Source organism: Hydrotalea sandarakina (assembly GCF_003254115.1).
GTDB lineage: Bacteria > Bacteroidota > Bacteroidia > Chitinophagales > Chitinophagaceae > Hydrotalea > Hydrotalea sandarakina.
This window is the reverse complement of record NZ_QKZV01000004.1, coordinates 80,572-106,475: the sequence shown is the minus strand read 5'-3', so window position 1 is coordinate 106,475 and position 25,904 is coordinate 80,572. Positions and strand designations below refer to the sequence as shown.

Sequence of the window (25,904 nt, the reverse complement as noted above, 5' to 3'; positions counted from 1 at the left end):
ATTTGTAAATAAACACGTAGTAGCATTTGGTTAAGAAAAGCAACATGAAGTACCAATTACATCAAATAGAAAAGTTTAAGTTTCTCGAAGAAGGCGAGGGTGAACCATTACTATTACTACATGGCCTTTTTGGGGCGTTAAGTAATTTTTCCGATTTAGTTGAGCACTTTCGCAAAACCCATAAGGTTATTGTACCCATTTTACCCCTATTTGAACTTGATATTTTTCATACCACCGTTCATGGCTTAGCAAAATTTGTTCATAAGTTTATTGAAATGCGTGGTTATGAAAACATTAATCTTTTAGGAAATTCATTAGGTGGCCACGTTGCCTTAGTGCATATTTTAAAACATCCCGAAAAAATTAAAACCTTAACCCTTACAGGAAGTTCAGGACTTTTTGAAAATGGTATGGGCGATAGCTATCCCAAACGTGGCGATTACGAATATATTAGGAAAAAAACGGAGCTAACTTTTTACGATCCGGCAATGGCAACCAAAGAATTGGTTGATGAAGTGTTTGAAATTACCAATAACCGGTTAAAAGTTATTAAAATTATTGCATTGGCTAAAAGTGCCATTAGAAGCAATTTAGGCGAAGAATTGAACCAAATTAAACAACCCACTTTACTTATTTGGGGTAATAATGACACCATTACTCCTCCGTTTGTGGGCCAGGAATTCAATAAGCTGATACCCAATAGTGAATTGCATTTTATTGATAAATGCGGACATGCACCAATGATGGAAGTGCCCGATGAATTCAATAAAATATTAGAGGCTTTTTTAGCTAAAACAAAACAATCTGCGGCTCCAATACGTTAGTTTCAAAAATGGCTTTTTTAGTTAAATGAATCGGTATGTTGGTTCAGGAATATAAACGCACATATTATCCCATTCTGCAATTAACCGATACGGCTAAACAAGCTATTGTTTTAATGGAAGATTATTTTGTTGAACATTGGCCTGTTTGTACCAATGGCACTTTTGTTGGTATTTTGAATAGAGATGCTTTAGCGTCTGTATCCGAAGAAGCATCACTTTCTGAATTAATTGATGAATTTATTCCGGTAGCTGTTTTAAATACCGACTTTATTTTTACCGCCGTAAAACTTGCTGCTTTAAACCATCTTACATTGGTTCCGGTGGTAACACCTGAAAATATTTTAGATGGAATTGTAACAGCAAATGATTTGCTGCGGGCTACCGCACATTATACCGGCATTGAACTACCAGGAGGAACCATCGTTTTGCAAATGGAACGAAAAGAGTATTCTTTCGGGGAAATTAATCGCTTGGTAGAAACAAATGATGCATTTATTACGCAGTTAAACTCTAGCATCAATAGCAACAACGGGTTATTAGATGTTATCATTAAAATAAACAAAACGGAAATAAGTGATGTGGTAGCTACATTTCAACGCTATGAATACAATGTGCTGTATTATTTAGGCGATGAATGGTACACAAATGAGCTGAAGGATAATTACAACAACCTAATGAATTATTTAAATGTTTAGGCATCCTTTCTGCATTCATTTAAAACTGAACGGTGCCCCCTTGTTGTTAATTTTTCCTGCGTTTTCCAACAAATAGCAGTTAAACCTTACTTTTACCGCCCAAAAATCACATTTTTTGCTATTATGCGCTATTGGTGCCTTGTAATTTTATTATGCAGTTGTTTACCTACGCAGGCACAAATTTCTGACTCCTTACAACAACCTATTGAATACATTATTGGCGGTATTTCCATTTTTGGGAATAAAAAAACCAAAGACTACATCATATTACGAGAAGCTACTTTAAAAAAAGGTGACCGCGTTACACCAGACCAATTGTCTCAAAAATTAATTGAATCGAAACAATTAATTTATAACACCGGTTTGTTTGTTGATGATAGTGTTTATGTAGATAGACTGCAAGGCAATGTTGCCTTTATTCATATTCGGGTAAAAGAACGGCTGTATTTTTTACCCTTGCCTTATTTTAGATTAGTTGATAGAAACTTCAATGAATGGTGGGTGCAACAAAACCGAAGTTTAAGTAGGGTGAATTATGGTATAAAGTTTAATTACAACAATTTTACCGGGCAAAACGATAATTTAAATATTTGGTTAATCAATGGTTATAACCAACAAGTGGCACTGCGTTATAACTTACCTTTTTTTGATAAAAGCTTGAAACAAGGCATTAATGTTGGCTTTGGCTATTCCAACCAACGCGAAATTAATTATGCTACCAGTTTAACCAACCAGCAATTGTTTTTTAAAAACGATAATAATTATGCCCGAACATTTTATAGAGTAGATGCCACGTACTCCTACCGTCCCGATCAGTTTCAACGGCATTATTTTCGGGTTTCATATGATAGTGATAACATAGCAGACACTGTTGCAGCTTTAAACCCAATGTTCTTTCCTAATGGCGCAACTCAGGTTAAATACATTGATTTTACTTACTTGTATCAATATTTTAATACAGATTACAATGTTTATCCCAGCAAGGGATGGCAGGCACAAGCCAGCTTATATAAACGGGGCATTGACAAAACCACCAACATGTGGCAAGTGGGTTTATATGGATTGTTTGCAAAACCTATTTTGCCCAAAACTTTTATAGTGGCCGATGCTTCTGCCACCATTAAATTCCCCTACAATCCTTATTTTTTTAGTCAGGCTTTATTAGGTTATGGCAGTTACCAAATGCCCGGGCTTGAATATTATGTGGCCGATGGAATGGCGGGGGGCTTAGCACATTTTTCATTAAATCACCAGTTTTTAAAATACATTTTTAAAAACCCGATTAAAAGCAAAACCCACGATAAAATTCCATTTCGTTTTTATGCCAAAATTTATACAGATGTTGGTTATGCTTACAACCCATACATTAACAACAATTTGTTGAACAATAAATTGCTGCACACATGGGGTTTTGGGTTAGATATTGTGTCCATTTACGATTTTGTTTTTCGACTGGAATATAGCTTTAATCAACTCGGGGGCAAAGGGCTATATTTGCATGCTAATAATGGTTTTTAAAAACGTAAATCAAAATTTAAAACCAATTGGGTATATCAAAATGCGTACACAAAGCGTTTAAGTAGCAATCTGTAAAAGTGTACGCAAAATTGCTATTACAAATTAATTACACATGAAAGTAGCTATTTATAGCCGTGGTTTAGATATTGAGCAGGGTAATCCTCTGCAGCAATTGGTTCAACTGTTGGTGCAACATAAAATCGGCATATTAATTTACCGCCCATTAATGAATAGAATTAATTTGCCTGACGATTTGCTGAAACACATTGCTGCCTTTGAAAGCGCCGATGATTTTGACCCGGAAGTAGAATGTCTCATTAGTTTAGGGGGCGATGGCACCATGTTGGATGCAGTAACATTAATAAGAAATACCAATATCCCCATATTGGGCATTAATTTTGGTCGTTTGGGCTTTTTGGCCAGTATCGGTCCCGATGATTTATTAAGTGCAGTTGATGCCTTGCTGAACAGAACATTTGTGGTAGATAAAAGAAGTTTATTGCATATTGATGCCAATGTGCCACTGTTCAATAATGCACCCTTTGCCTTAAATGAATTTTCCATTCATAAACGCGATACTTCGCCAATGATTAAAATTCATACTTATTTAAACGGTGAATTTTTAAATACTTATTGGGCCGATGGTTTAATTATTGCAACACCTACCGGTTCAACAGGCTACAACATGAGTTGTAATGGGCCTATTTTATATCCCGATTCGCCCAGCTTTGTTATTACCTCTGTTGCGCCGCATAATTTAAATGTTCGTCCCATAGTGGTAGCCGATACCAGCGTAATTTCATTTGAAGTAGAAGGCAGAACCGATCAATTTATTTGTGCTTTAGATGCCCGCAAAGAAATTGTTGACATTAACACACAAATAGCCATACGTAAGGAAAAGTTTTATGTAAACCTGATTCGTTTAAATGAAAACAGTTTCCTTTCAACCCTGCATAACAAGCTTACTTGGGGGCTTGATAAAAGAAATTAACAGTTGATAAAGTTATTTTATGATAAAATGAAATACTTTGCACCTATATTTACATCCGGAAATACCACCATGTAATGATAAAAAGATATTGGCTGCTATTTGCCTTATTTATACTCTTCGCCCTGCCTGTACAAGCTCAATTATATGATAGCTTCGTGCATGACGGGGAATTTGGTGCATCAATTGGCTTAGATCATTATTTCGGCGATTTAAATCCTACCGGTAAATTAAACAAACCCAAATTTGCAGCAGGCTTATTCTATCGCAAACAAATTAATAATTACGTTGGGGTTCGTCTTTCGGGTAACTACTTGTTTTTAGGTTATTCCGATAAGTATAGTGATAACCCATTTCAACGCCGCCGTAACCTTAGTTTTAATACCGACATTTGGGAAATGGCTATAAGTGGCGATTTTAACTTCTTCAAATTCATTCCCGGTGTGCCAGAATATAGTTTTACGCCTTATGTAAGTTTAGGTGTTGGCATATTTTCTTATAATCCTTACACCTATTTAAACGGAACAAAAGTTTATTTACGCCCATTAGGTACTGAAGGTCAAGGAAGCCCTCTTTACCCTAATCGTAAACAATATGGTACTACTGCCTTGTGTGTGCCTTTTGGTATTGGTGCCAAATATGCCTTAAATGAAAAAATGAATGTGTTTGCAGAAGTAACCTACAGATTTACCTCTACCGACTATATTGACGATGTTAGTACTACATATGCACCCGATGCTTTTCCGGCGGTAGATGCCAATGGAAATCCTACCACTTGGTTTTTATTGCAAGATCGCAGCTATGAAACCGGAACAGTTATTGGCATAAAAGGTCGCCAGCGTGGCACCAGTTTAAAAAACGACTCTTATGTTTCATTGCAAATAGGCATATCTTTCAATATTCAATCGTATAAATGCCCTACGCATTAAAATTTTAATGCTTGCGGTGAACCGGATAAAATTAAAATTTGCTGAAAATTTAAACTAAGAGCCGGCAAATACAAAAACATTAATCGGCGCACCATATTTTTATTTGCAATACCATTGCTTTCCATACATTTGCCGCTACAAATTGTAAAAGGTGTGTCATGCCTGCTTTGCTGCAACAAATTGATAAAGCTAAATTACCCCGCCATATTGCCATAATTATGGATGGAAACGGGCGTTGGGCCGAAGAAAAAGGCCAGGAGCGCTTGTATGGTCATTTTCATGGGGTTGAAAGTGTTCGCAATATTGTAGAAGGTTGTGCGGAATTGGGTATTGAATATCTTACTCTTTATGCTTTTAGTACAGAAAATTGGGATAGACCACAACCGGAAGTAGAAGGCTTAATGACCTTATTGGTTGAAACCATTCGTAAAGAAGTGCCCACTCTTTGTAAAAACAATATTCGTTTGCATGTAATTGGCGAATTAAGCATGTTGCCCGATTTTGCTCGCACCGCTTTGCAGGAAGCACTTGACCTTACCGCTGCCAACACCGGTCTTAACCTGGTTATGGCTTTAAGTTATAGCAGTCGCTGGGAATTGGTGAATGCCGTTAAAAACATTGCTAAAGATGTAAAAGCGGGTAAAATTGAACCGGAAACTATTACACAAGATACCCTACAACAATATTTAAGCACCAGTAATTTACCCGATCCCGAATTAATGATTCGAACCAGTGGCGAATACAGAATTAGCAACTTTTTATTATACCAGTTGGCTTATGCTGAATTATATTTTACCAATACCCGTTGGCCCGACTTTAGAAAAGAAAACTTATATGAAGCTATTATTGATTTTCAAAATAGGGAACGCCGTTTTGGAAAAATTAGCCAACAAATTAAAGCGGAAGAATTACACAAATAATATTTTCATGCACTTTACCCATAAATTTTACGGTCAATTTAACAAACACTTACAATTATTCCCTTTAATTTGCTCCAATTAATATATGCTGAAACAACTGTCTAATGCTACTTTTTTATGGTACAATAGATCGGCAACCATACCAAAAAACCCTATTCGGATGCAGAAAACGCTTAAGCTTTTGACACTTGCTTTTTTTCTTAGTTGCTTTCACCTGTCTGTATTTGCCCAACAAAAGGCTGATACTACCATTACATCTATAGACGCCGATTTGATTAATATTTTCAATCAAAAAACACCCAAAAAATATAAAATTGAATCCATAAAAGTTACCGGTAACAAGTATTTCGATGAAAATTTGCTTATTTCCATATCCGGTTTAAATGTGGGCGATGAGGTTGTAATTCCCGGAGGCGACAATTTTTCCCGTGCTATTAATAAGTTATGGAGTCAAAACTATTTTTCTGACGTTGAAATTTATATTACCAAACTGCATGGCACTAATATAGACATTGAAATTAATGTAACTGAGCGCCCTCGCTTATCTAAATTTTATTTTAAAGGTATTGGCAAAGGTGCTATTGACGATTTGAACTCTAAAACAGGTTTAGTGCCCGGAAGAGTGGTTACCGAAAACATGAAACGTACGGCTTCTGAAGCCATCAGAAAATATTTTTTTGATAAAGGATATCAAAACGCCCATGTAACCATCCAGGAAATTAAAGATTCAACCCGCTCTAATTCTATGGATTTGGTATTTATAGTTGACCGCGGCGGGAAAATAAAGATTAGTGATATTTATTTTGCCGGTAATGAAAATGTTGATGCTTCTAAACTGAAGCAACAAATGAAAGGAACTAAAGAAAAAGGGCATTTTACATTATATCCTTCTATTGATACCAGTGGATTCATTAAACCCAAACCCTATACTTTTCAACAATACATGCACGATAAGGGTTTCCTGAATTTTACCGATACGCGTAAAGTACTTTCACCCTACATCCGCATAAAGCCATTTGTTTCTGCCAAATTCAACGAAAAAAAGTATAATGAGGATAAGGATGCCATTATAGATTATTATAACTCTATTGGCTATCGCGATGCGCAAATTACCCGCGACCAAGTGTTTAAAAACTCAAAAGGCAATTTAGATATTGATATTCAGGTAAGTGAAGGGCATAAATATTATTTCGGTAATATTTCCTGGAGAGGGAATACCATTTATTCCGATTCAATTTTATCGGTAATTCTGGGTATTAAAAAAGGGGATACCTATAACATGGAAATTTTAAACAAGCGCTTGGGTAAAGGTGGTGGTGTACCCGATGGTAGTGCTGATATTAGCAGCTTGTATTTGGATAATGGTTATTTGTTTTTCCGTGCCGACCCGGTTGAAACTGCTGTTTATAACGACACTATTGATTATGAAATTAGAATGGTAGAAGGTCCGCAGGCTACTATTAAAAATGTACGTATAGCAGGAAACGATAAAACGAAGGAATATGTAATACGCAGGGAATTGCGTACCATTCCGGGTGAAAAATTCAGCCGTGCCGATTTAATTCGTTCTCAGCGTGAAATTGCCCAGTTAAATTATTTTAACCAGGAAAAAATTGGAATTAACCCTGTACCCAATCCCGATGATGGAACAGTTGATATAAATTATACTTTAGAAGAAAAATCGAGCGACCAGCTAGAGTTAAGTGCCGGTTGGGGTGGTGCCATTGGGTTAACCGGTACCGTGGGTGTTTCTTTCAATAACTTCTCAATTAAAAATATTTTCAGCAAAAAAGCTTGGGATCCTTTACCCATGGGTGATGGTCAAAAGCTTAGCTTTAGGGTGCAAAGTAATGGTCGTGCATTCCGTTCGTATAACTTTTCATTTACGGAACCTTGGGTAGGTGGTAAAAAACGCAATGCGCTAACGTTTTCTATCTATGATACCAAGTTTGCCAATGCCTACGATCCGCTTACCGGAACTTATACTGCTGCAGCTGCAGGACGTTCATTCTTAAAAACAACCGGTGCCTCTGTTGCCTATAGTAAACAGCTAACTTGGCCCGACGACTATTTTTCACTTTCATTTTCCGTGAACTATACGCGTTATCAATTGGTAAACTATGCCATAAGCCAACAGTTAAAACTGCGCGATGGTACTTTGTTTAATAATGGTATTTCCAACAACTTTAACTTTAAAGTGGCATTGCAACGTTCATCGGTTAACCAACCCATGTTCCCAACTTCGGGTTCAACCTTCTTGGCCAGCTTAGCAGTAACACCACCTTATTCGTTATTTAACCCATCCGTTGTTTATCAAAACGATCCATATAATTTTATTGAATACCATAAATGGCGTTTTAACGGAGAATGGTACGTGCCTTTAAGTAAGGGTACCGGCGAAGACCACAACAAAATGTTTGTGTTGAAGTTGGCGGCTAAGTTTGGATTTTTGGGCCGTTACAACCCGCAATTACAAATTTCGCCGTTCGAACGTTTTCAGTTGGGTGATGCCGGTTTAAGCAACCAATATGCATTAATTGGATACGACATCATTTCGCAACGTGGTTACCCGGTTTATGAAAGTTCTAACCCTCGCATTAATCCCGACCAAACCGGGGCAAGCCAATACTTTACCATGTTTAACAAGTATACGGCCGAGTTGCGTTATCCGTTAAGTTTAAATCCAAGTAGTACTATTTACGCCGAATCGTTCTTCGAAGCTGCCAATGGTTGGTACGATTTGAAATATTATAATCCATTCCAGTTGCGTCGTTCAGTTGGTGTGGGTATGCGTTTCTTCTTACCCATGTTTGGATTGTTAGGATTTGACTATGGTATTGGTTTAGACCGTTATACACCGGGTGCAAGCCTTAAGGATATTTCTAGATTTACCTTTATGTTAGGATTTGAACCTGAATAACTTTCAAATGAATTCATTTAATTTGTGCGAAACCATTCAAACCAATTATTTTTTGGCAGACAACACAATTAACCTGTTATGAAAAAAATATTGCTATTGATGATAAGTTGCTTTTTACTAAGCACCATGTTTGTAAAGGCACAGCGCTATGCAGTAATTGATACAAAGTACATTTTAAATAAAATGCCCGAGTATATTCAGGCTAACAAACAAATTCAATTAATTAGCGAGCAATGGCAAAAAGAAATTGATGATAAACAAGCTGCACTTGACCAAATGTATAAGAATTATGCAGCAGAGCAGGTAATGTTAAGTGATGAACTTAAAAATAAACGTGAAGCAGAATTATTTAACAAAGAAAAAGAAGTACGCGATTTACAAAAAAAACGGTTTGGTTACGATGGTGATGTATTTAAAGAAAGACAACGTTTGATTAAACCCATACAAGACAAAGTTTACAATGCTATTCAAAAAATTGCAGTGGAAAAAGCATATGATTTTGTATTGGATAAAAGTGAAGGAATTACCGTTATATTTGTCGACCCAAAATTAGATAAGAGCGATGACGTGCTCCGCGTTTTGGGCATAAAACCATAAATTTTTACAAAAAGCAAACAAAAAACAACCTATAAAACAAAAAAAATGAAGAAAGTAATAGTATTAGTTGCCGCCTTTGGTTTGACTATGGTTATGGCGGGTACCTCAATGGCACAAAACATTAAAATTGGCATTTTTGACGAGCAAAACGTTTTAGCTTTAATGCCCGGTATTCAAAAAGTAGATACCTTATTGAATCAATACATGACCGATTCATTAAACGAGCAGAGAGATTATGCTATTAGTGAGTTTAAAAGAAAAGATAGCATTTTTAAAGCAGATTCAGCTAAAATGAATTCAAGCATGAAATCAATTATGCAACGCGATTTGGCTGATCAATTTGCAAAATTGCAGAACTGGCAACAATATCAAAACCAAATGATGCAGCAAAAACAAGCTCAATTGTTGCAACCTTTTTATGATATTATCGGAAAAGCATTTCAAGAAGTAATGGCAGAACAAAAATACACTTACGTGTTTAAACCCGATGCTTTGTTATATGCAGAAAAATCGGAAGAATTAACGCTACGTGTATTGGCGAAAATGAAAATTCCATTACCCAAAGAAATTCAAGATCAAATAAAAGCTTTGGGTATTAGCACCAGTGGTACTACAACCCCTGCTCCCGCTAAACCGCCCGTAAAACACTAAAATTCATCAATCAACAATATTCAAAGCATCTGTGCTGCATAAAGCCCGGATGCTTTCTTATTTTTGAAATATGCAAGAAAACAAAGGACCCATAGGGGTTTTCGATAGTGGCTATGGCGGATTAACCATTTTAAAAGATATTGCTGCATTATTACCGCAATACGATTATTTATATTTGGGCGATAATGCTCGAACACCATATGGCTCACGAAGTTTTGAAACGGTTTATCATTATACCTTAGAATGCGTAAAATGGTTTTTTGAACAAGGGTGTTCCTTGGTTATTTTAGCCTGTAATACAGCATCGGCCAAGGCATTGCGTACCATTCAACAAAAAGATTTACCTGTATTGGCGCCCAATAAAAGAGTGTTAGGGGTAATTAGGCCAACCGCCGAAATTATTGGTCAATATTCCCTTTCAAAGCAAATTGGAATTCTGGGAACACAAGGCACAGTGCTTTCGCAATCATACCCTATTGAAATACAGAAATTTTTTCCCGAAGTAACCGTTTGGCAGCAAGCATGCCCAATGTGGGTACCTTTAATTGAAAATAATGAACACTTGAATGAAGGGGCTAATTATTTTGTTAATAAATACATTCAACAACTGTTACAGCAAAATGCCAACATTGATACAATATTGTTAGCATGTACGCATTATCCTTTGTTGTATCCGAAAATTAAAGCGGCACTTCCTGCACACATTCAGGTAATTATGCAAGGAAATATTGTGGCACAAAGCCTGCAAAATTACTTGCAACGCCACCCTGAAATAGAAGCAAAATGTACCCAAAATGGGCGGCAAGCCTTTTATACAACAGATGATGATAGTATTTTTGAGCAACAAGCTACTTTATTTTATGGCAGTGAAATAACGGCACAACAGATTGATTTAGGTTAAAATATAGCATACAATTAAGCCTTTTTTACGGGTAGAAATTGTATAAAATTCATTTTTTAATTACAGTTTTCAAAAAAACTGCCTTGAAAATTACCAATTTTAATCCGCTACCCTTACCTTTGCCATCCTTTCACAAAACGAGTGGTATGGTGGCCACTGTTGAAGTTGAAAAATTATTTTTGGGTTAGCAAAACAAAATTATTATGAAACGTACATTCCAACCTCACAAGCGTCGCCGCAAATCGGTACATGGCTTCCGCAAGCGTATGCAAACTGCTAATGGAAGAAAGGTGTTAGCCAGTCGCAGAAGGAAAGGTCGCAAGAAGTTAACTGTATCTAGCGAAAAAGGTTTAAAATAGCAATTTCAAAATTCTTTATATCTTTAAAAGCCTCACCCAAAATATGGACGAGGCTTTTTTTATTGAAAACAGATTAGCATGACCAACGGGCTTTATGCTTATTCAAAACCCGAAAAACTAAAAAGTCGAAAGCAAATAGAAGCTTTGTTTGCCGGTGGCCAACAATTGTATGCTTACCCTATTAAAATTTTTTATAACCTTACAAACAATATAGCGGAACAAACACATTTATTGCAGGCCGGTGTAGCGGTTAGCAGCCGTTATTTTAAAAAAGCGGTTCATCGCAACTATATTAAACGCCTGTTACGTGAGGCTTATCGTTTGAATAAAGTTGAATTAAAAACTGCAGTTTATCAAAAACAAGTAAAGTTGAACTTGTTTATTATTTATGTAGGCAAAGAAATGCCTGAAAAAGATAAATTGCCGCATGTGGTGAAGAAGTTATTGCTTCAATTAAACCGTAAAGTGGATGAAATGGATAAGGAACATACTTAGTTGGCCATTGATAATATTGATTAAGTTTTATCAATATGTAATTTCTCCCAACATTGGACCCAAGTGCAGATTTACACCTACCTGTTCGCAATATGCTATTGAAGCATTAAAAAAATATGGTATAATAAAGGGTGGCTGGCTTTCATTAAAACGCATTAGCAAATGCCACCCTTGGGGAAGTCATGGGCACGATCCTGTACCGTAATTATTTTTTAGGCTGCGCAGGTTGTGGTGCAGTTAAAGCTTTTAGTTTGGCAAGTTGTTCCCGAATTTCATTCACAGTATAAAAACGGTAAACCTCCGGATCTTTATCACCTACTTTTTCAATAGAGGTCATTTGGTGAAACGGCGGTACCACAAATGCATCAGTATTAGCTGTAAGTTTTACGGCTGTATTTGGCGTAACAAAAAAATTGCGATTAGCTGCGGATACATTTTTCCCTTCAATAAGTTGGCTTAATGAATCAATGCCCTTTTCAAGTGTAGCTTGTTTAATGGTATCAACAGTAGTTTTTGGGGCAGCATAATTTTGGTAGGCACCTACAATAGTATCTTTTCTTGCATTCAGCATAAAAAAGCCATTATCATTTAAAGTAACAGGTGTGCTTGAACCATCTTCTGCTTTTATGGTAAGTGTTAATGGGCCTGAGCTATTAAATTCTACTGTTTTATCTGTTGCACCAGAGCCACCGGCCAAAGTAATGGTTTTATTATCAGTATTAACATTAATATCGCCTGTAGCAACTATCATTACTTTTTTTGTGTTGTTCGATGAACAGGCTGCAAATAATGCGGCAGAAAATGCAAAGTAGGTAAATTTTTTAAGCATTGTTTTAATGATTTTGAGTGTTAAAAAAGTATGAGCGTTTCATTAATTATTGTCGGCATAAATTTTTTCAATTTCAGCTGCATATTTTTCCATGATAACTTTTCTGCGCAGGCTCATTTTCGGTGTCATTTCACCTGTATCAATGCCCCATTCAACCGGCAATAATTCAAATTTTTTAATTTGTTCTACATGGTTAAACAGCTGGTTGTATTTATCAATAATTTTTTGGTATTGTTCAATTACTTTGGGTTCGCGAATAGCTTGTTCTTTACCGGTAAAGGGAATATTGTTTTCCTTCATCCATGATTGCAAGGTAGAAAATGATGGAACAATCAGGGCGCCTACAAATTTTCTTTCGGGGCCTACAACCAATACCTGTTCAATAAAAGCACTTTCTTTTAACTTGTTTTCTATAGGTTGCGGTGCAACATATTTACCACCGCTGGTTTTAAACAATTCTTTTTTCCTGTCGGTAATTTTTAAGAAACCTTCATCCCATTCACCTATATCACCTGTATGAAGCCAACCATCTATTACTGCTTCGGCAGTTAAATCGGGGCGTTTGTAATAGCCAACCATAACACAGGGTCCGGACACCAATATTTCACCATCAGCAGCCAATTTCACCTCAATACCTGAAATGGGGGGACCAACCGTACCGAATTTTTTACCGCCGGGTGTTTTTCTGTTAACACAAATCACCGGACTGTTTTCGGTGGGGCCATACCCCTCATATACCGGAATTTGTGCAGCATTAAAAATGCGCAATAGTTTTACCTGACAGGCGGCACCACCGGTAACTATGTATTTTACATTTCCGCCTAATGCAGCACGCCACTTGTTAAAGATTAAACGATTGGCTAATGCTAATTGCAAATTATACCACCAACCTTTATTAATACGGTTATCATATTGAGTACCTAAAGCAACTGCCCAAAAAAACAATTTGCGTTTTATGCCGGTAAGTTGGCTGCCGGTATGCATTATTTTCTCAAATACTTTTTCCAACAAACGGGGAACTGTGGTAAAACCGTCGGGTTGCACTTCTTTTAAATTATCGCCAATAGTATCTAAACTTTCAGCGTAATAAATGGAAATGCCACTGTACAAATAAATATAAGTTACTGTTTTTTCGAAAATATGGTTCAGTGGTAAAAAGCTTAATACTTTACTTTCCGGCGCATCTTCAAACGGGAAGCTTTCTTTACTAAACATTACATTGCTGTAAATATTGCTATGGCTTAACATTACACCTTTGGGTGTGCCGGTTGTGCCTGAAGTGTAAATAATGGTGGCTAAATGAGATGTTGGAATTTGTGAACGAATGTTTTGTATGGCTTGAAGTTGAGTTTCGTCTGTCACCAATAATTCACGCCAATTTCTGGCTCCTTCAATATTATTGAATGTGAAAATGTGTTGTAACGTAGGCACATTGGCTTGTACACCTTTAATCTTATCTAAAAGGTCGGCACTGCTAACAAATATGGTGGTAACTTTTGAATCGTTTAAAATAAATTCAATTTCAAGAGGGTTTGTAGTGGGGTACAACGGAACCAAAATAGCACCACACTGTTGCACGGCTAAATCGGTAATTACCCATTCGGGGCGATTGTTACTAATAATTGCCACTTTGTCGCTGCCTTCAGGTGTAAAATCGTTTCCACTAATACCTAATGAGCGAATGCCGGCACTGAGTTGTAAGGATAATTGCTGAATTTGTTGGGTGCTATAGCTGCGCCAATGACCGTTTTCTTTAGCAGCCAACATGGTTTCTTTAGGAAAATGCTGTAATTGGTGGTCAATTACATCGAATAAGCGTTTGGGTGTAAGCATAATGGCAAATCGTTATTACTAAATGAATTTTTGTTTGCAACAAAATACAATTTAAGTAAACCACTTTAATTAAAAAAACAGAACCTGCTTTAATAGTGGTTTAGGAACGCAAACTTTGTAAATTCTTAACTAATTTATTGATGATAGAATTGCCCCATCGGTATTTTAAAAATTCTATTGCTTTGGTATTGTTTAAAAGCATTGGCTTCTGAAGCATGTTGCTGTACCCAGGTTTGGTATTGAGCGGGGCTGGCAGCTGCACCAAATATCCATTGGTTATAAGCTTCAAACATACCATCACGCAAAAAATATTGCCATTGATCGAATAAACGAGAGGGGAACTGTTGGTTTAGGCCGCCATTATACCAATCTAACACAAAGCGGGTTCTTACTGCCAATAAATTATCGGGTGTAACACCTGTAGCAATTTGATAAATACTGTTTTTTAACACCTGCATACATGCCAGTGCAAAAGGTGTTTTTTTATATTCACTGGTCCATTGTTCGGGCTTAAATTGCGTGTATAATTTTTTGTAAGCATCTAACAATGTACTTTTCATGCCGGCAGTACGTGTAGTGTAGCTTTCAAGGTTTACAAAAATTTCACCATAATACATTACCCAAAATAAATTGGTATTGCTTTGGCTGTAATACATGGCTGCATTATAGTAGTTGCTGCTGTAATTAGGGTCGGCTTCAATTCCTTTTTCCCAATACTGAATAGCTTTATCTAAATTTTTGTTCATGGCCAATAACTCGCCATATTCATTGTATAATACACCACTGTTGGGAAATTTTTTGATGCCTTTTTCGTATAAATCAGCTGCTTGCTTATACTCGGCAATGGCTTTATAACACATGCCTAAAATTTGATAAGCTTGTTCGTCGGCACCTGGTTGCTCAATAATTTTTTTGCTAACATTAATTGCGCTGGCATAATCGCGGTTTAAGAAATTAGCAAAAGCCAGATCTTTTTGAATGTCTAAATTTTTAGGATCTTGTTGCAAAGCATTATTCAAAACCATAATGGCATTATCATAGTCGCCTTGTTGCAGCAATTGTTTACCATCTTTATACAATTGTGCGGCATCTTGTGTTTGCGCCAATGCTGCAATGCTAAATATGCCGAACAATAAAAATAAAGCAACACGTTTCATAAAAATACTTTTCTGGCTTACGCGAAAATACATTTATTCATAAATTAAATGTGTTAATAATCCATCGCGTAACTTAGGCTCAAACCAAGTGCTTTTGGGTGGCATTATTTCATTATTGTCGGCAATGGCAAATAACTGATCCATGGTAACAGGATAAAGGCTAAAAGCAACTTTCATTTCACCACTATTTACTCTTGCCTCCAATGCTTCCATACCTCTTATTCCGCCTACGAAATCAATGCGCTTATCGGTACGTTGGTCAACAATGTTAAAAATGGGTTCTAAAATGTTTTGTTGTAAAATACTAACATCTAAAATACCAATGGGGTCGGTATTATAACTGCCGGGTAATGCATTTAATTCATACCAATTTTCGTTAATGTACATGCCCATTTGATGAGGCTTTGTTGGCTTAAATGCTTTTTTGCCTTGGGGAATTACTGTAAAATTTTTTTGTAATGCTGTTAATAAACCCTCTTCATTGTGGTTGTTTAAGTCGGCAATTACCCTGTTATAGTCTAGAATAGCCAATTGATTGGCAGGGAATAAAGTAGTTAAAAAAAAGTTGGCACCTTGTGGTATGTTACCGTTAAACGATTTTCTTACTTTGGCTGCAGATGCCGCACGGTGATGACCATCGGCAATGTAAGTAACGGGCACTTGTTGCTGAAACAAATTGGAAATAGTATTTATGGCAGTGTCATCATTTACAATCCAAATGGTGTGGGCAATTCCATCATCTGCAACAAAATCATAAACCGGGGCTTTGGTATGGGTCCATTGTTCAACAAAAGCATCTATATCATTTACATTTCGGTAAGCTAAAAACACATTACCGGTTTGCGCACCGGTTTTGGTTATGTGGTTAATCCGGTCTTGTTCTTTATCAGGACGTGTAAATTCGTGTTTCTTTATAATGTTGTTATCATAATCATCAACAGCACTGGTACAAACAATACCGGTTTGACTTTTGCCGTTCATGATTAAACGATAAATATAATAGCAAGGTTTGCTTTCACGGAATAAAATTTCTCTTTTAATAAATGCGTTTAAATTTTGTTTGGCTTGTTCATATACCTCAGGTGCATGCACATCAATATTTTCCGGTAAATCAATTTCACTTTTAGTAATGTGTAAAAATGAATGTGGATTGCCTTGTGCTTCTATTTTTGCTTCTGCACTGCTTAATACATCATAGGGTTTGCTGGCTACAAATTTTGAGTATTGCGGCTGTGGGCGAAGGGCTTTAAAAGGTTGAATAATGGCCATGCTATTGTTAATTGATTTAAAAAGTGTTTATGAAATTATTTATCCGTGCTTTTGAGCAAAATATTGGGCTAATTCGCAAAATGCCTGAACGCTTTCTAACGGTAGAGCATTATACATACTTACTCTTATGCCACCAACGGTTCTATAGCCTTTTACACCTACCATTCCATTTTCGGTGCAGGTTTGCAAAAATGAAGACAGTAAGTTTTCATCTTTCATAAAAAATACTGCATTCATTAAACTTCTATCTTCTTTGGCAACATACGATGTAAAAATGGGTAAGCTGTCAATGGTATGGTAAAGTAATGCTGCTTTTTGTTTACTACGCTTTTCCATTTCAGTTAATCCGCCTTCTGCAACTATCCAACGCAGGGTGAGTAAAGCAACATAAATAGCAAATACCGGTGGTGTATTTAATAATGATTTTGCTTCAATATGTTTTTGGTAGTGCATAATGGGTGGAACAGGCTTTTGAATGGAAGCTGCCCAATCCTTTTTTATTACAACCAAGGTTACACCTGCAGCGCCCATGTTTTTTTGTGCGCCGGCATAAATAAGTGAACAATGGTTAAAAGGCATGGGCTTGCTAAAAATATCACTACTCATGTCGGCTACAAGTGGCAAGTTTGTTTCCGGTAAACTATGCCATTGGGTACCTTCAACCGTATTGTTGGTTGTAATGTGTAAATATTTGGCGTTGTTGGGTAGTGATAAGTTTTTAGGTATGTAAGTATGATTTTTATCTTTTGATGAAGCTGCAATGTGCACATTGCCAAAAAAACCGGCTTCCTGAATAGCTTTACTTCCCCAAATGCCATTGTCGCAATAGGCAGCAGTATCGTTGGGTGTTAGGAAGTTCATTGGAATTTGCATGAACTGTGTTGTGGCACCGCCATGTAAAAACAAAACTTCGTAATCATCATTTAGTTGCATTAGTTGCTTTACCAACGCTTTGGCTTCTTCAATAACAGCAATAAACCATTCGGTACGGTGACCAATTTCCAAAATTGATAATCCAATTCCATTAAAATCGTGCAATGCTGCAGCGGCTTGTTCTATTACAGGTGCAGGCAAAATGGAAGGGCCTGAATTGAAATTATGTTTTTTCATGATTGCTAAAAGTGCTGCAATTTAATTAAATAGCGGCAAAGCAATGCGTTAATAAATTCATGAAAACAAATGGTAGTTAGTCGTGTTCGGTAATTCCGCCACTAATAATAAATTTCATAGCTTCAGCAGCATTCATATTGTTTACAATACGAACTCTTTCTTTTGGAACAATGTAAGTAATACCACTAATGGCATAAGAGTGTGGCACATATACAACAATATGATCGGGCAAATTGAATCCTGATGCATCTTTGCTGGTTATAAAACCTAACCGCCATACATCATTGGCATCAACATTTACCATCACCGGTTTATCAAACTTCTTTTTATTACCCGAAAACGCTTCAAAAAAATCTTTTACTGAGGAGTAAATAAATTTTACGCCGGGCGTATGTTCTAAAATGGTATCGAATGCTTCAACAATTTTTGAAAAGATAAATGAAGAAGAGATGCGGCCTACCAATAGTACAACTATAACTACAACAATAAAACCAACACCGGGTATGCGTTTTAAGCTGCCATCGGGGTTTTCCTTAATTAAATCAGGAAAAATACTGTGAATAACATTGGGTAAAATACCATCAATAAAATTAAAACCACTTACCACCAGCCAAATGGTTATACCTATGGGTGCTAAAACTGCCAGCCCTTGTAATAAATATTTTAAAATATTACGCAGTAACAATTGAAAAACCAATGAAAGCCGGTTTTTTTTCATACCACAAGTTTACAATAAAATGAGTAATAAAGCGCATAAATCAATAAACCGGTTTTGTTTAAGCAAATTCGTCATCGGTTTTTTTAATGCTGTTTTCTTAATGGCGTTAATGCAGTTTTCTTTGTTTAGAAGTAATACTTAGTTAGTATTTATACAAAGTTGAGAAAAAATAATGATAGAAACTTTGGCAACATTAAAAGTTTCCATAGTTTTGCGCCCGTTATGGAAAATGAAATGCGAATTATTGCAAAAGCCCATGAGCTATTTATGCGCTACGGCGTACGTAGTATAAGTATGGACGAAATTGCCTCGCAGTTAGGCATGAGTAAAAAAACCTTATACCAATATTTTACTGATAAGGATAATTTGGTAGAACAGGTAATAGCAGATGAAATTAAAAGAAATGCAGAGCGCTGCACTTTTCAATGTCAACAAAGCGAAAATGCAATACACGAGGTTTTTTTGGCTATTGAAATGGTAGAAGATATGCTGAAAAACATGAATCCGCTATTGTTGTACGAATTGGAAAAATATCATCCCAAAGCTTTTCGACAATTCTATGAGCATAAAAACAAGTTTTTATATCAGGAGATTACTCGCAATTTGAAACGAGGTATTGAGGAAGAGTTGTATCGTTCTGATATAAAAATTGATATTATGGCGGCTTATAGAATCGAGTCAATTTTCTTAATATTTAATCCTGCCTTCAATCAATCTATCGGTAAATACAGTTTGGCAGAATTGGCTGAAGCCATTACGCAGCATTTTTTATATGGAATTGCAACTGCAAAAGGCCAAAAGTTAATTGCAAAGTATCTCCAAAAAGAATTGAATCGCGTATAAGTAACTAAAATAATATCTAAAACTTAAACTAATAAATGAAGGGTATGAAACAAAAATTAATGATACTGCTATTTATTACCATGGGCAGTAGTATTGTTTTAAAAGCACAAACCGGTGAGGGAATACATGCATTTTCATTACAACAATGCTTAGAATACGCACATAAAAACAATGCTCAAATAAAAAATGCTTTATTGAATGTTCAAATACAGCAGCAAATAAACCGAGGGGTAACGTCTGCCGCATTGCCGCAATTGAATGGCGGTATCAATACCAATTATTATCCTAATGTGGCAGTTCAGAGTTTTCCCAACTTTATTGCTGCTGCTACTTATGGAGTATTAGTACAGGAAGGTGTAAAAAATGGAGCAGGAAATCCTATCGTTGCTCCATCAGATTTTGGTTATGTACAGGCACAATTCGGTACACCCTATAATGCTACTGCCAGTGTAGCTCTTTCACAAATTTTATTTGATGGGCAGGTTTTTGTTGGCTTGCAAGCCCGCTCAACATCCATGCAATATCAGCAAAAGAATGTTGAGGTAACTGAAGAAAACATTAAAGCTAACATTTATAAAGTGTACTATCAGTTAGTGGTAAGTAAAACTCAGGTGGCATTGTTGGATGCTAATATTGAACGCCTGCAAAAATTGTTACACGATACTCAAGAAATGTATAAAAATGGTTTTGCCGAAAAATTAGATGTTGATAAAACTTCTGTTCAATTAGCAAACCTGCAAACAGAAAAACAAAAAACACTAAACAGTATTGCTGTTGGATATTTAGGATTAAAAATATTACTTGGTATGCCGGTAAAAGATTCACTGGTACTTACTGATAATATTAATGAAGATGTAATAAAAGACAATATTTTAAATGATACTGCTTATCAGTACACCAACCGAAAAGATTTTCAATACTTACAGTTAGTTAAAAAATTAAACCAATACAATGTAAAGCGTTATCAAATGAGCTATTTGCCCACTGTAACCTTATCCGGTTCATTTGCAAAGCAGGCATATCGCAGTCAGTTTAATTTTTTTGATAAAAAGGGCGATTGGTTTACTGCATCTGCCATTGGCTTAAATATTAGTGTGCCTTTGTTTGATGGATTTTCAAAAGATTCAAAAATTAAACAATCGCGTTTAGAACTCAAACAAACAGATAATTCTTTAGATGCATTGAAACTTTCTATTGATAATGATGTGAAAACTGCCCAGCTAAACTTTGCTACTGCCTTAGAAACACTCGATTTTCAAAAGAAAAATATGCAATTAGCTGAAACCGTATATAACCAAACCAAAAAGAAATATGAAGTGGGAACAGGAAGTAACACAGAAATAACTGCTGCTGAAACTGACTTGAAAACAGCCCAAACCAATTACGTTAATGCATTGTACGATGCTGCAATTGCCAGGGTTGATTACTTAAAAGCAATCGGAAAATTATAATTCATTCAAAAAATAAATTTATTATATGCAAAAAATATTTCAATACACTGTTATTGCTGCAACCGCTATTGCAATGGCTTCCTGCTCTGCAAAGTCATCGTCTTCTGAACTGCAAAATGAGAAGCAGCAACTGGCTGAACTAAAAAAGCAACAGCAAAAAATCAATCAACAAATTAGTGATTTAGAAAAGAAAATTGCACAGCAAGACACCGGTTTTGCCAATACTGAAAAAGCAAAGCTGGTAGTTTTATCAACCGTAACACCACAAACCTTTATTCATTACATTAATTTACAAGGGCGCGTTGATGCTGTTAATATTGCATACGTAGCGCCCAAAGGCGCCGGTGGTGTGGTAAAGGCTTTATATGTGAAGAAAGGTGATAAAATTCATAAGGGGCAATTATTATTGCAATTAGATGACGCCATAGCTAAACAAAGTTTAAATGCAGCACAACAAAATATTGCTACTGTACAAACACAGCTTGACTTTGCTAAAACATTGTATCAAAAACAAAAGAACCTGTGGGATCAAAATATTGGTACTGAAGTACAGCTAATCACCGCTAAAAACAATGTTGCAAATTTAGAAAGCCAATTGGCTGCTTTGCAAAAACAGTTAGATATTACCAAACAACAATTAGAATATACCAAGGTTTATGCAGACATTGATGGAGTAGCGGATGATGTAAATGTTCGTGTTGGTGAATTGTTTACCGGCTTCTCTGGCACCTCTCCACAAATTAAAATTGTGAATACCAGTAACTTGAAAGTTACCACACAGGTGCCGGAAAACTATTTGGGTAAAGTTGTAGTAGGTTCACCTGTAAAAATAACCTTACCAGATATTAATAAAACAATTGATGCCAATATTAGCGTAATTGGCAATTTAATTGATGCGAATAATAGAAGTTTTTTTGCTGAAGCAAAACTGCCTTCTGGAAAGGAATATTATCCCAATCAAGTAGCTGTTGTAGCTATTCAAGACTATAAAGCTAACAACGCTATTACTGCTCCCATTAATACTATACAGAATGATGAAAACGGGAAATATGTTTTAGTAGCTGTAAAAGAAGGCGGCCGATTGGTTGCCAAGAAACGTCCGGTAAAAATTGGTATGATGAATAGTGATAATGTAGAAATTTTAAGCGGTCTGCAACCGGGTGATCAAATTATTACCGATGGCTATCAAAGTTTATACGATGGTCAATTAATTACTACACAATTGTAGTACCGTTATTTTTATAGTTAACCTTATACATGCAGCTTTAAAATAAGTTTATGAGTTTATTAGAAGATATAAACAGTAAGTTCAAAGAGTTTGCACCAACTACATGGAGTATTAAAAACAAAACGGCCATGTACTTAATCATGCTCTTTGTAAGCATTGGTGGAATTTTTCAATTTGTTACATTGCCGAAAGAGCAATTTCCGGATATAGTTATCCCTACTATTTATGTGCAAACTATTTATGTAGGTAACTCTCCAAAAGACATTGAAAACTTAGTTACCAGGCCAATTGAAAAACAAATAAAGGGCATTACCGGTGCAAAAATTAAAAAGTTCACCAGTACTTCGCAGCAAGATTATTCTGCTATTACTGTTGAATTTGAAACTGATGTAAAAACTGAAGTAGCCCTACAGAAAGTGAAAGATGCGGTTGATAAAGCAAAGCAAGATTTGCCAACCGATTTAACACAAGAACCTACAGTATTAGAAGTTAGTTTTAGCGATCAACCCATAATGTATGTAAACATTAGCGGCGATTATGATTTGCAGCAACTAAAAAAATATGCAGATGATGTAAAAGATGAACTAGAAAATATTCCGCAAATTAATCGGGTAGATGAAGTGGGTGCGCCCGATCGTGAATTTCAAATTAATGTTGATAATTTTAGAATGGAGGCAGCCGGTATTACGTTTGATGATATTACAAATGCCGTGCAGCGCGAAAACCTTGATATTTCCGGCGGTTTATTAGATGTAGGAAATATGAAGCGCAACCTGCAAATTAAAGGTCAGTTAAAAACTGCTGCCGACATATCTAAAATTATTTTGCGCAACCAAATGGGTGCCCCTGTTTACTTAAAAGATATTGCGCACATTAAAGATACTACGAAAGAAAGCGAAAGCTTCGCCCGATTGGATGGTAAGAATGTTATTACTTTAAACATTATTAAACGTTCAGGCGAAAACCTAATTGAAACAAGTGATGCTGTGAAAGCAGTGGTTGAAAAAATGAAAGCATCATCACTTCCAAAAGATTTAAAGGCAGTTATTACCGGCGATCAAAGTATTAAAACAAGAAGTTCATTCAATGATTTAGTGAACTCTATCGTAATTGGCTTTGTGTTGGTTTTAATTGTACTTATGTTTTTCATGGGTGTCGTCAACGCTTTCTTCGTTGCCTTATCTGTTCCATTAAGTATGTTTGTGGCATTTGTATTTTTACCCGGCGCAGACTTAATTGTAGGTTCACACGTTACCTTAAACTTTATAGTGTTGTTTGCATTGCTGTTTGGATTGGGAATTATTGTAGATGATGCAATTGTGGTAATTGAAAATACGCATCGAATATTTACACAAGGCAAAGGTAAAATACCGATTCAAATCTCGGCCAGAATGGCTGCAGGTGAAGTATTTGTGCCTGTGTTGGCCGGAACGCTTACTACATTAGCACCCTTCTTTCCTTTATTGTTTTGGCCGGGTATTATTGGTAAGTTCATGATTTATCTGCCAACCATGCTCATCTTTACTTTAGCAGCATCATTAGTGGTAGCATTTATTATGAACCCTGTTTTTGCGGTTGATTTTATGAATCATCCGGAAGGAGAAGAGAAGCCTGCTAAAAAAGAGTTATTTAAAAAAGCTTCATTCTGGGTTGCCATTGTTATTGGCATTTTGTTAGATGTTATTGGTTTAACTTTCTTTGGCAACCTGCTACTGTTCTTCATGATTTTGGTAGTATTTAACCGCTTTGTGTTAGATGATGCCATTCATTATTTCCAAAATCATGGTCTTCCATGGATAATGAATCATTATGAAAACCTATTGCGATGGGCATTACACGGATGGCGTCCGGTAAAATTGTTGTTAGCAACCATTGCCTTGTTTTTTGTTGCACTAATTGGTTTTGCTGTAGCTATCAGTACAAATCACGTAGGTATAACTTTCTTTCCAAAAGGAGATCCTAACCAAATTTATGTTTATTTGAAGCTGCCGGTTGGAACCAACGTATTGTACACAGATTCTATTACACGTGTGTTAGAAGGTCGTGTAAATAAGGTTTTGGGTATTGATGAAGCCAAAGGCAAAACCAACCCTATTGTAGAAAGCGTAATTAGTAACGTTGCTGTTGGTGCTGCCGACCCTATGAGTGGTGATAGAAGTACTCGCAGTGAATTGGGTAGAATACAGGTTTCATTTGTAGAGTATGAAAAGCGTCACGGTATTTCTACAGCGCCATATTTAGATGAAATAAGAGCAGTAATGAAAGGCATACCCGGAGCAGAAATTACGGTTGACCAGGAAAGCTCCGGTCCGCCAACTGATCCCCCAATTAATATTGAAATTGCCAGCGAAAATTTTGATAATTTAATTAGTACTGCCACATCGTTGAAAAATTATTTGGATTCTATACAAGTGCCCGGAGTTGAAGAATTAAAAATGGATGTTGATTTAAAAAATCCGGAACTTACTTTAACTATTGATCGCGATAGAGCTTTAACGGAAGGAATTTCTACGGCACAAATAGGACAACAAATTAGAACTTCTTTATTTGGTCGTGAAGTTTCAAAAATTAAAGAAGGAAAAGATGAATATAAAATTCAATTACGCAGTCAAGACTATCAACGTCAGAATTTAAACGACTTGTTGAATATGCGTATTTCTTTCCGCGATATAGCTTCCGGCGGTGCAATTAAAAACATACCCATTAGCGCATTAGTAAAAGTTGAGCCAACAAACACCTTGGGAAGCGTAAAAAGAAAAGACCAAAAACGCTTAATTACACTGCGTTCAAATGTATTAACCAATCAGGGTTACGATGCAACAGGCGTAAATCAGGTACTGAAAAAATACATTGATCAGTTTAAGCCAAAAGTGCCTGCCGGTGTTACCATTAAACAAACCGGAGAGGGCGAACAACAAGCTGAAACAGGTGCCTTTTTAAGTAAAGCTTTACTAATTGCATTAGGTTTAATTTTAGTCATTTTAGTACTGCAATTCAATAGCGTTAGTAAGCCTATTATTATATTAACCGAAATTATTTTCAGTGTAATTGGCGTGTTGTTGGGTTTTGCTATTTCCGGTTTGCAAGTATCGGTGGTAATGACCGGCTTAGGTATTGTTGGTCTTGCAGGTATTGTAGTTAAAAATGGAATTTTAGTAATTGAGTTTGCCGATGAACTACGTGGGCGTGGAATGAAAACTCGTGAAGCTGTAATCGCTGCTGGTAAAACACGCATTATTCCTGTATTATTAACTGCTTTAGCTGCTATATTAGCATTTATACCTATTGCAGTTGGTTTTAATATTAATTTTATAACGCTGTTCTCAGAATTAAATCCGCACATTTATTTTGGCGGTGATAATGTGGTGTTCTGGAAGCCTTTGTCATGGACCATTATTTTTGGTTTGGCTTTTGCCTTCTTCATGACATTGATTATTGTACCTTCTATGTACTTGATAGCAGAGCGTTTACGCAAACCTATGCGCCGCATGTTTGGTGGTAAATGGATTAGCTTTTTGGCTATACCGCCATTTACAATCATCTTCCTGCTATTAATCATAATAACACTAATTAATCACAGAAGGCATGTTCAAAAAAGGAAACGTATGCAATTGCAAAATGTTAATGATGCATTTATAGGAAGTTGGTTCTAAACTTCCATCAAAAAAC

The 25,904-nt window shown here is 36.2% G+C and carries 23 protein-coding genes; 17 read left to right on the top strand and 6 right to left on the bottom strand.

The window, feature by feature from the left end; genetic code table 11:
• The first annotated feature begins 44 nt into the window (after positions 1-44).
• The 13 genes from LX80_RS07540 (at position 45) to yidD (ending at position 12,002) form a co-directional block, all read left to right on the top strand.
• Positions 45-824, top strand: coding sequence for an alpha/beta fold hydrolase (locus tag LX80_RS07540; RefSeq protein WP_111295165.1), 780 nt, complete (start codon positions 45-47; stop codon positions 822-824).
• Positions 825-859: 35 nt separating this feature from the next.
• On the top strand, positions 860-1,519 hold the full coding sequence (locus LX80_RS07535) for a CBS domain-containing protein (protein ID WP_111294862.1): 660 nt from the start codon (positions 860-862) through the stop codon (positions 1,517-1,519).
• A 123-nt stretch (positions 1,520-1,642) separates the two neighbouring features.
• Positions 1,643-3,037: a POTRA domain-containing protein gene (locus LX80_RS07530; protein WP_111294860.1), complete on the top strand. Its 1,395-nt coding sequence runs from the start codon at positions 1,643-1,645 to the stop codon at positions 3,035-3,037.
• 112 nt (positions 3,038-3,149) lie between these two features.
• A complete protein-coding gene (locus LX80_RS07525) occupies positions 3,150-4,028 on the top strand; it encodes an NAD kinase (RefSeq protein WP_111294858.1) in 879 nt (292 codons plus the stop codon).
• 74 nt (positions 4,029-4,102) lie between these two features.
• On the top strand, positions 4,103-4,954 hold the full coding sequence (gene porG, locus LX80_RS07520; RefSeq protein WP_111294856.1) for a type IX secretion system protein PorG: 852 nt from the start codon (positions 4,103-4,105) through the stop codon (positions 4,952-4,954).
• A gap of 158 nt (positions 4,955-5,112) precedes the next feature.
• Positions 5,113-5,874 (top strand): isoprenyl transferase, encoded by a 762-nt coding sequence (locus tag LX80_RS07515; RefSeq protein WP_111294854.1) that lies wholly within the window; start codon positions 5,113-5,115, stop codon positions 5,872-5,874.
• Between the two features lie 85 nt (positions 5,875-5,959).
• Positions 5,960-8,794 (top strand): BamA/OMP85 family outer membrane protein, encoded by a 2,835-nt coding sequence (locus LX80_RS07510; protein WP_245898014.1) that lies wholly within the window; start codon positions 5,960-5,962, stop codon positions 8,792-8,794.
• A gap of 78 nt (positions 8,795-8,872) precedes the next feature.
• Positions 8,873-9,391, top strand: coding sequence for an OmpH family outer membrane protein (locus LX80_RS07505; RefSeq protein ID WP_111294852.1), 519 nt, complete (start codon positions 8,873-8,875; stop codon positions 9,389-9,391).
• A gap of 45 nt (positions 9,392-9,436) precedes the next feature.
• Positions 9,437-10,042: an OmpH family outer membrane protein gene (locus tag LX80_RS07500; protein ID WP_111294850.1), complete on the top strand. Its 606-nt coding sequence runs from the start codon at positions 9,437-9,439 to the stop codon at positions 10,040-10,042.
• 70 nt (positions 10,043-10,112) lie between these two features.
• Positions 10,113-10,943 (top strand): glutamate racemase, encoded by an 831-nt coding sequence (gene murI, locus LX80_RS07495; RefSeq protein WP_111294848.1) that lies wholly within the window; start codon positions 10,113-10,115, stop codon positions 10,941-10,943.
• A 203-nt stretch (positions 10,944-11,146) separates the two neighbouring features.
• Positions 11,147-11,302 carry a 50S ribosomal protein L34 gene (rpmH, locus tag LX80_RS07490; protein WP_074419624.1) on the top strand — a complete coding sequence of 52 codons (156 nt, stop codon included), beginning with the start codon at positions 11,147-11,149 and terminating at the stop codon, positions 11,300-11,302.
• Positions 11,303-11,380: 78 nt separating this feature from the next.
• Positions 11,381-11,797 (top strand): ribonuclease P protein component, encoded by a 417-nt coding sequence (rnpA, locus tag LX80_RS07485; RefSeq protein WP_111294847.1) that lies wholly within the window; start codon positions 11,381-11,383, stop codon positions 11,795-11,797.
• Positions 11,772-12,002, top strand: coding sequence for a membrane protein insertion efficiency factor YidD (gene yidD, locus LX80_RS07480; protein ID WP_211307726.1), 231 nt, complete (start codon positions 11,772-11,774; stop codon positions 12,000-12,002). The genes rnpA and yidD overlap by 26 nt, the downstream gene beginning before the upstream one ends.
• Here the strand turns inward: yidD and LX80_RS07475 are convergent, their stop codons facing one another.
• From LX80_RS07475 to LX80_RS07450, 6 genes are all read right to left on the bottom strand, one after another.
• Positions 12,003-12,626 (bottom strand): hypothetical protein, encoded by a 624-nt coding sequence (locus LX80_RS07475; protein WP_111294846.1) that lies wholly within the window; start codon positions 12,624-12,626, stop codon positions 12,003-12,005.
• Positions 12,627-12,668: 42 nt separating this feature from the next.
• Positions 12,669-14,459 carry an AMP-dependent synthetase/ligase gene (locus LX80_RS07470; RefSeq protein WP_111294844.1) on the bottom strand — a complete coding sequence of 597 codons (1,791 nt, stop codon included), beginning with the start codon at positions 14,457-14,459 and terminating at the stop codon, positions 12,669-12,671.
• A gap of 134 nt (positions 14,460-14,593) precedes the next feature.
• On the bottom strand, positions 14,594-15,616 hold the full coding sequence (locus LX80_RS07465; RefSeq protein WP_170120402.1) for a tetratricopeptide repeat protein: 1,023 nt from the start codon (positions 15,614-15,616) through the stop codon (positions 14,594-14,596).
• 33 nt (positions 15,617-15,649) lie between these two features.
• Positions 15,650-16,885 carry a DUF1015 domain-containing protein gene (locus LX80_RS07460; RefSeq protein ID WP_111294840.1) on the bottom strand — a complete coding sequence of 412 codons (1,236 nt, stop codon included), beginning with the start codon at positions 16,883-16,885 and terminating at the stop codon, positions 15,650-15,652.
• A gap of 39 nt (positions 16,886-16,924) precedes the next feature.
• Positions 16,925-17,995 carry a 3-phosphoserine/phosphohydroxythreonine transaminase gene (gene serC / locus LX80_RS07455; protein ID WP_111294838.1) on the bottom strand — a complete coding sequence of 357 codons (1,071 nt, stop codon included), beginning with the start codon at positions 17,993-17,995 and terminating at the stop codon, positions 16,925-16,927.
• 76 nt (positions 17,996-18,071) lie between these two features.
• Positions 18,072-18,713, bottom strand: coding sequence for a DUF502 domain-containing protein (locus tag LX80_RS07450; RefSeq protein ID WP_111294836.1), 642 nt, complete (start codon positions 18,711-18,713; stop codon positions 18,072-18,074).
• Positions 18,714-18,872: 159 nt separating this feature from the next.
• On the opposite strand from LX80_RS07450, the gene LX80_RS07445 reads away from it, so the two are divergent.
• Genes LX80_RS07445 through LX80_RS07430 form a run of 4 tightly spaced genes read left to right on the top strand, consistent with a single transcriptional unit; the run spans position 18,873 to position 25,888 of the window.
• Positions 18,873-19,556 carry a TetR/AcrR family transcriptional regulator gene (locus LX80_RS07445; RefSeq protein WP_111294834.1) on the top strand — a complete coding sequence of 228 codons (684 nt, stop codon included), beginning with the start codon at positions 18,873-18,875 and terminating at the stop codon, positions 19,554-19,556.
• Positions 19,557-19,600: 44 nt separating this feature from the next.
• Positions 19,601-21,007 carry a TolC family protein gene (locus LX80_RS07440; RefSeq protein WP_111295159.1) on the top strand — a complete coding sequence of 469 codons (1,407 nt, stop codon included), beginning with the start codon at positions 19,601-19,603 and terminating at the stop codon, positions 21,005-21,007.
• A gap of 25 nt (positions 21,008-21,032) precedes the next feature.
• A complete protein-coding gene (locus tag LX80_RS07435) occupies positions 21,033-22,235 on the top strand; it encodes an efflux RND transporter periplasmic adaptor subunit (RefSeq protein ID WP_111294832.1) in 1,203 nt (400 codons plus the stop codon).
• A 50-nt stretch (positions 22,236-22,285) separates the two neighbouring features.
• Entirely contained in the window at positions 22,286-25,888 is a 3,603-nt protein-coding gene (locus LX80_RS07430; RefSeq protein ID WP_111294830.1) for an efflux RND transporter permease subunit, read from the top strand.
• The last annotated feature ends 16 nt before the right edge of the window (positions 25,889-25,904 follow it).

Coding starts and splice junctions, on each gene's coding strand:
- LX80_RS07505 (WP_111294852.1), top strand. CDS start 8,873: ATGAAAAAAATATTGCTATTGATGATAAGTTGCTTTTTACTAAGCACC.
- murI (WP_111294848.1), top strand. CDS start 10,113: ATGCAAGAAAACAAAGGACCCATAGGGGTTTTCGATAGTGGCTATGGC.
- LX80_RS07460 (WP_111294840.1), bottom strand. CDS start 16,885: ATGGCCATTATTCAACCTTTTAAAGCCCTTCGCCCACAGCCGCAATAC.
- LX80_RS07515 (WP_111294854.1), top strand. CDS start 5,113: ATGCCTGCTTTGCTGCAACAAATTGATAAAGCTAAATTACCCCGCCAT.
- LX80_RS07500 (WP_111294850.1), top strand. CDS start 9,437: ATGAAGAAAGTAATAGTATTAGTTGCCGCCTTTGGTTTGACTATGGTT.
- LX80_RS07450 (WP_111294836.1), bottom strand. CDS start 18,713: ATGAAAAAAAACCGGCTTTCATTGGTTTTTCAATTGTTACTGCGTAAT.
- yidD (WP_211307726.1), top strand. CDS start 11,772: ATGAAATGGATAAGGAACATACTTAGTTGGCCATTGATAATATTGATT.
- rpmH (WP_074419624.1), top strand. CDS start 11,147: ATGAAACGTACATTCCAACCTCACAAGCGTCGCCGCAAATCGGTACAT.
- rnpA (WP_111294847.1), top strand. CDS start 11,381: ATGACCAACGGGCTTTATGCTTATTCAAAACCCGAAAAACTAAAAAGT.
- LX80_RS07430 (WP_111294830.1), top strand. CDS start 22,286: ATGAGTTTATTAGAAGATATAAACAGTAAGTTCAAAGAGTTTGCACCA.
- LX80_RS07470 (WP_111294844.1), bottom strand. CDS start 14,459: ATGCTTACACCCAAACGCTTATTCGATGTAATTGACCACCAATTACAG.
- LX80_RS07465 (WP_170120402.1), bottom strand. CDS start 15,616: ATGAAACGTGTTGCTTTATTTTTATTGTTCGGCATATTTAGCATTGCA.
- LX80_RS07435 (WP_111294832.1), top strand. CDS start 21,033: ATGCAAAAAATATTTCAATACACTGTTATTGCTGCAACCGCTATTGCA.
- serC (WP_111294838.1), bottom strand. CDS start 17,995: ATGAAAAAACATAATTTCAATTCAGGCCCTTCCATTTTGCCTGCACCT.
- LX80_RS07440 (WP_111295159.1), top strand. CDS start 19,601: ATGAAACAAAAATTAATGATACTGCTATTTATTACCATGGGCAGTAGT.
- LX80_RS07530 (WP_111294860.1), top strand. CDS start 1,643: ATGCGCTATTGGTGCCTTGTAATTTTATTATGCAGTTGTTTACCTACG.
- LX80_RS07540 (WP_111295165.1), top strand. CDS start 45: ATGAAGTACCAATTACATCAAATAGAAAAGTTTAAGTTTCTCGAAGAA.
- porG (WP_111294856.1), top strand. CDS start 4,103: ATGATAAAAAGATATTGGCTGCTATTTGCCTTATTTATACTCTTCGCC.
- LX80_RS07475 (WP_111294846.1), bottom strand. CDS start 12,626: ATGCTTAAAAAATTTACCTACTTTGCATTTTCTGCCGCATTATTTGCA.
- LX80_RS07525 (WP_111294858.1), top strand. CDS start 3,150: ATGAAAGTAGCTATTTATAGCCGTGGTTTAGATATTGAGCAGGGTAAT.
- LX80_RS07510 (WP_245898014.1), top strand. CDS start 5,960: ATGCTGAAACAACTGTCTAATGCTACTTTTTTATGGTACAATAGATCG.
- LX80_RS07535 (WP_111294862.1), top strand. CDS start 860: ATGTTGGTTCAGGAATATAAACGCACATATTATCCCATTCTGCAATTA.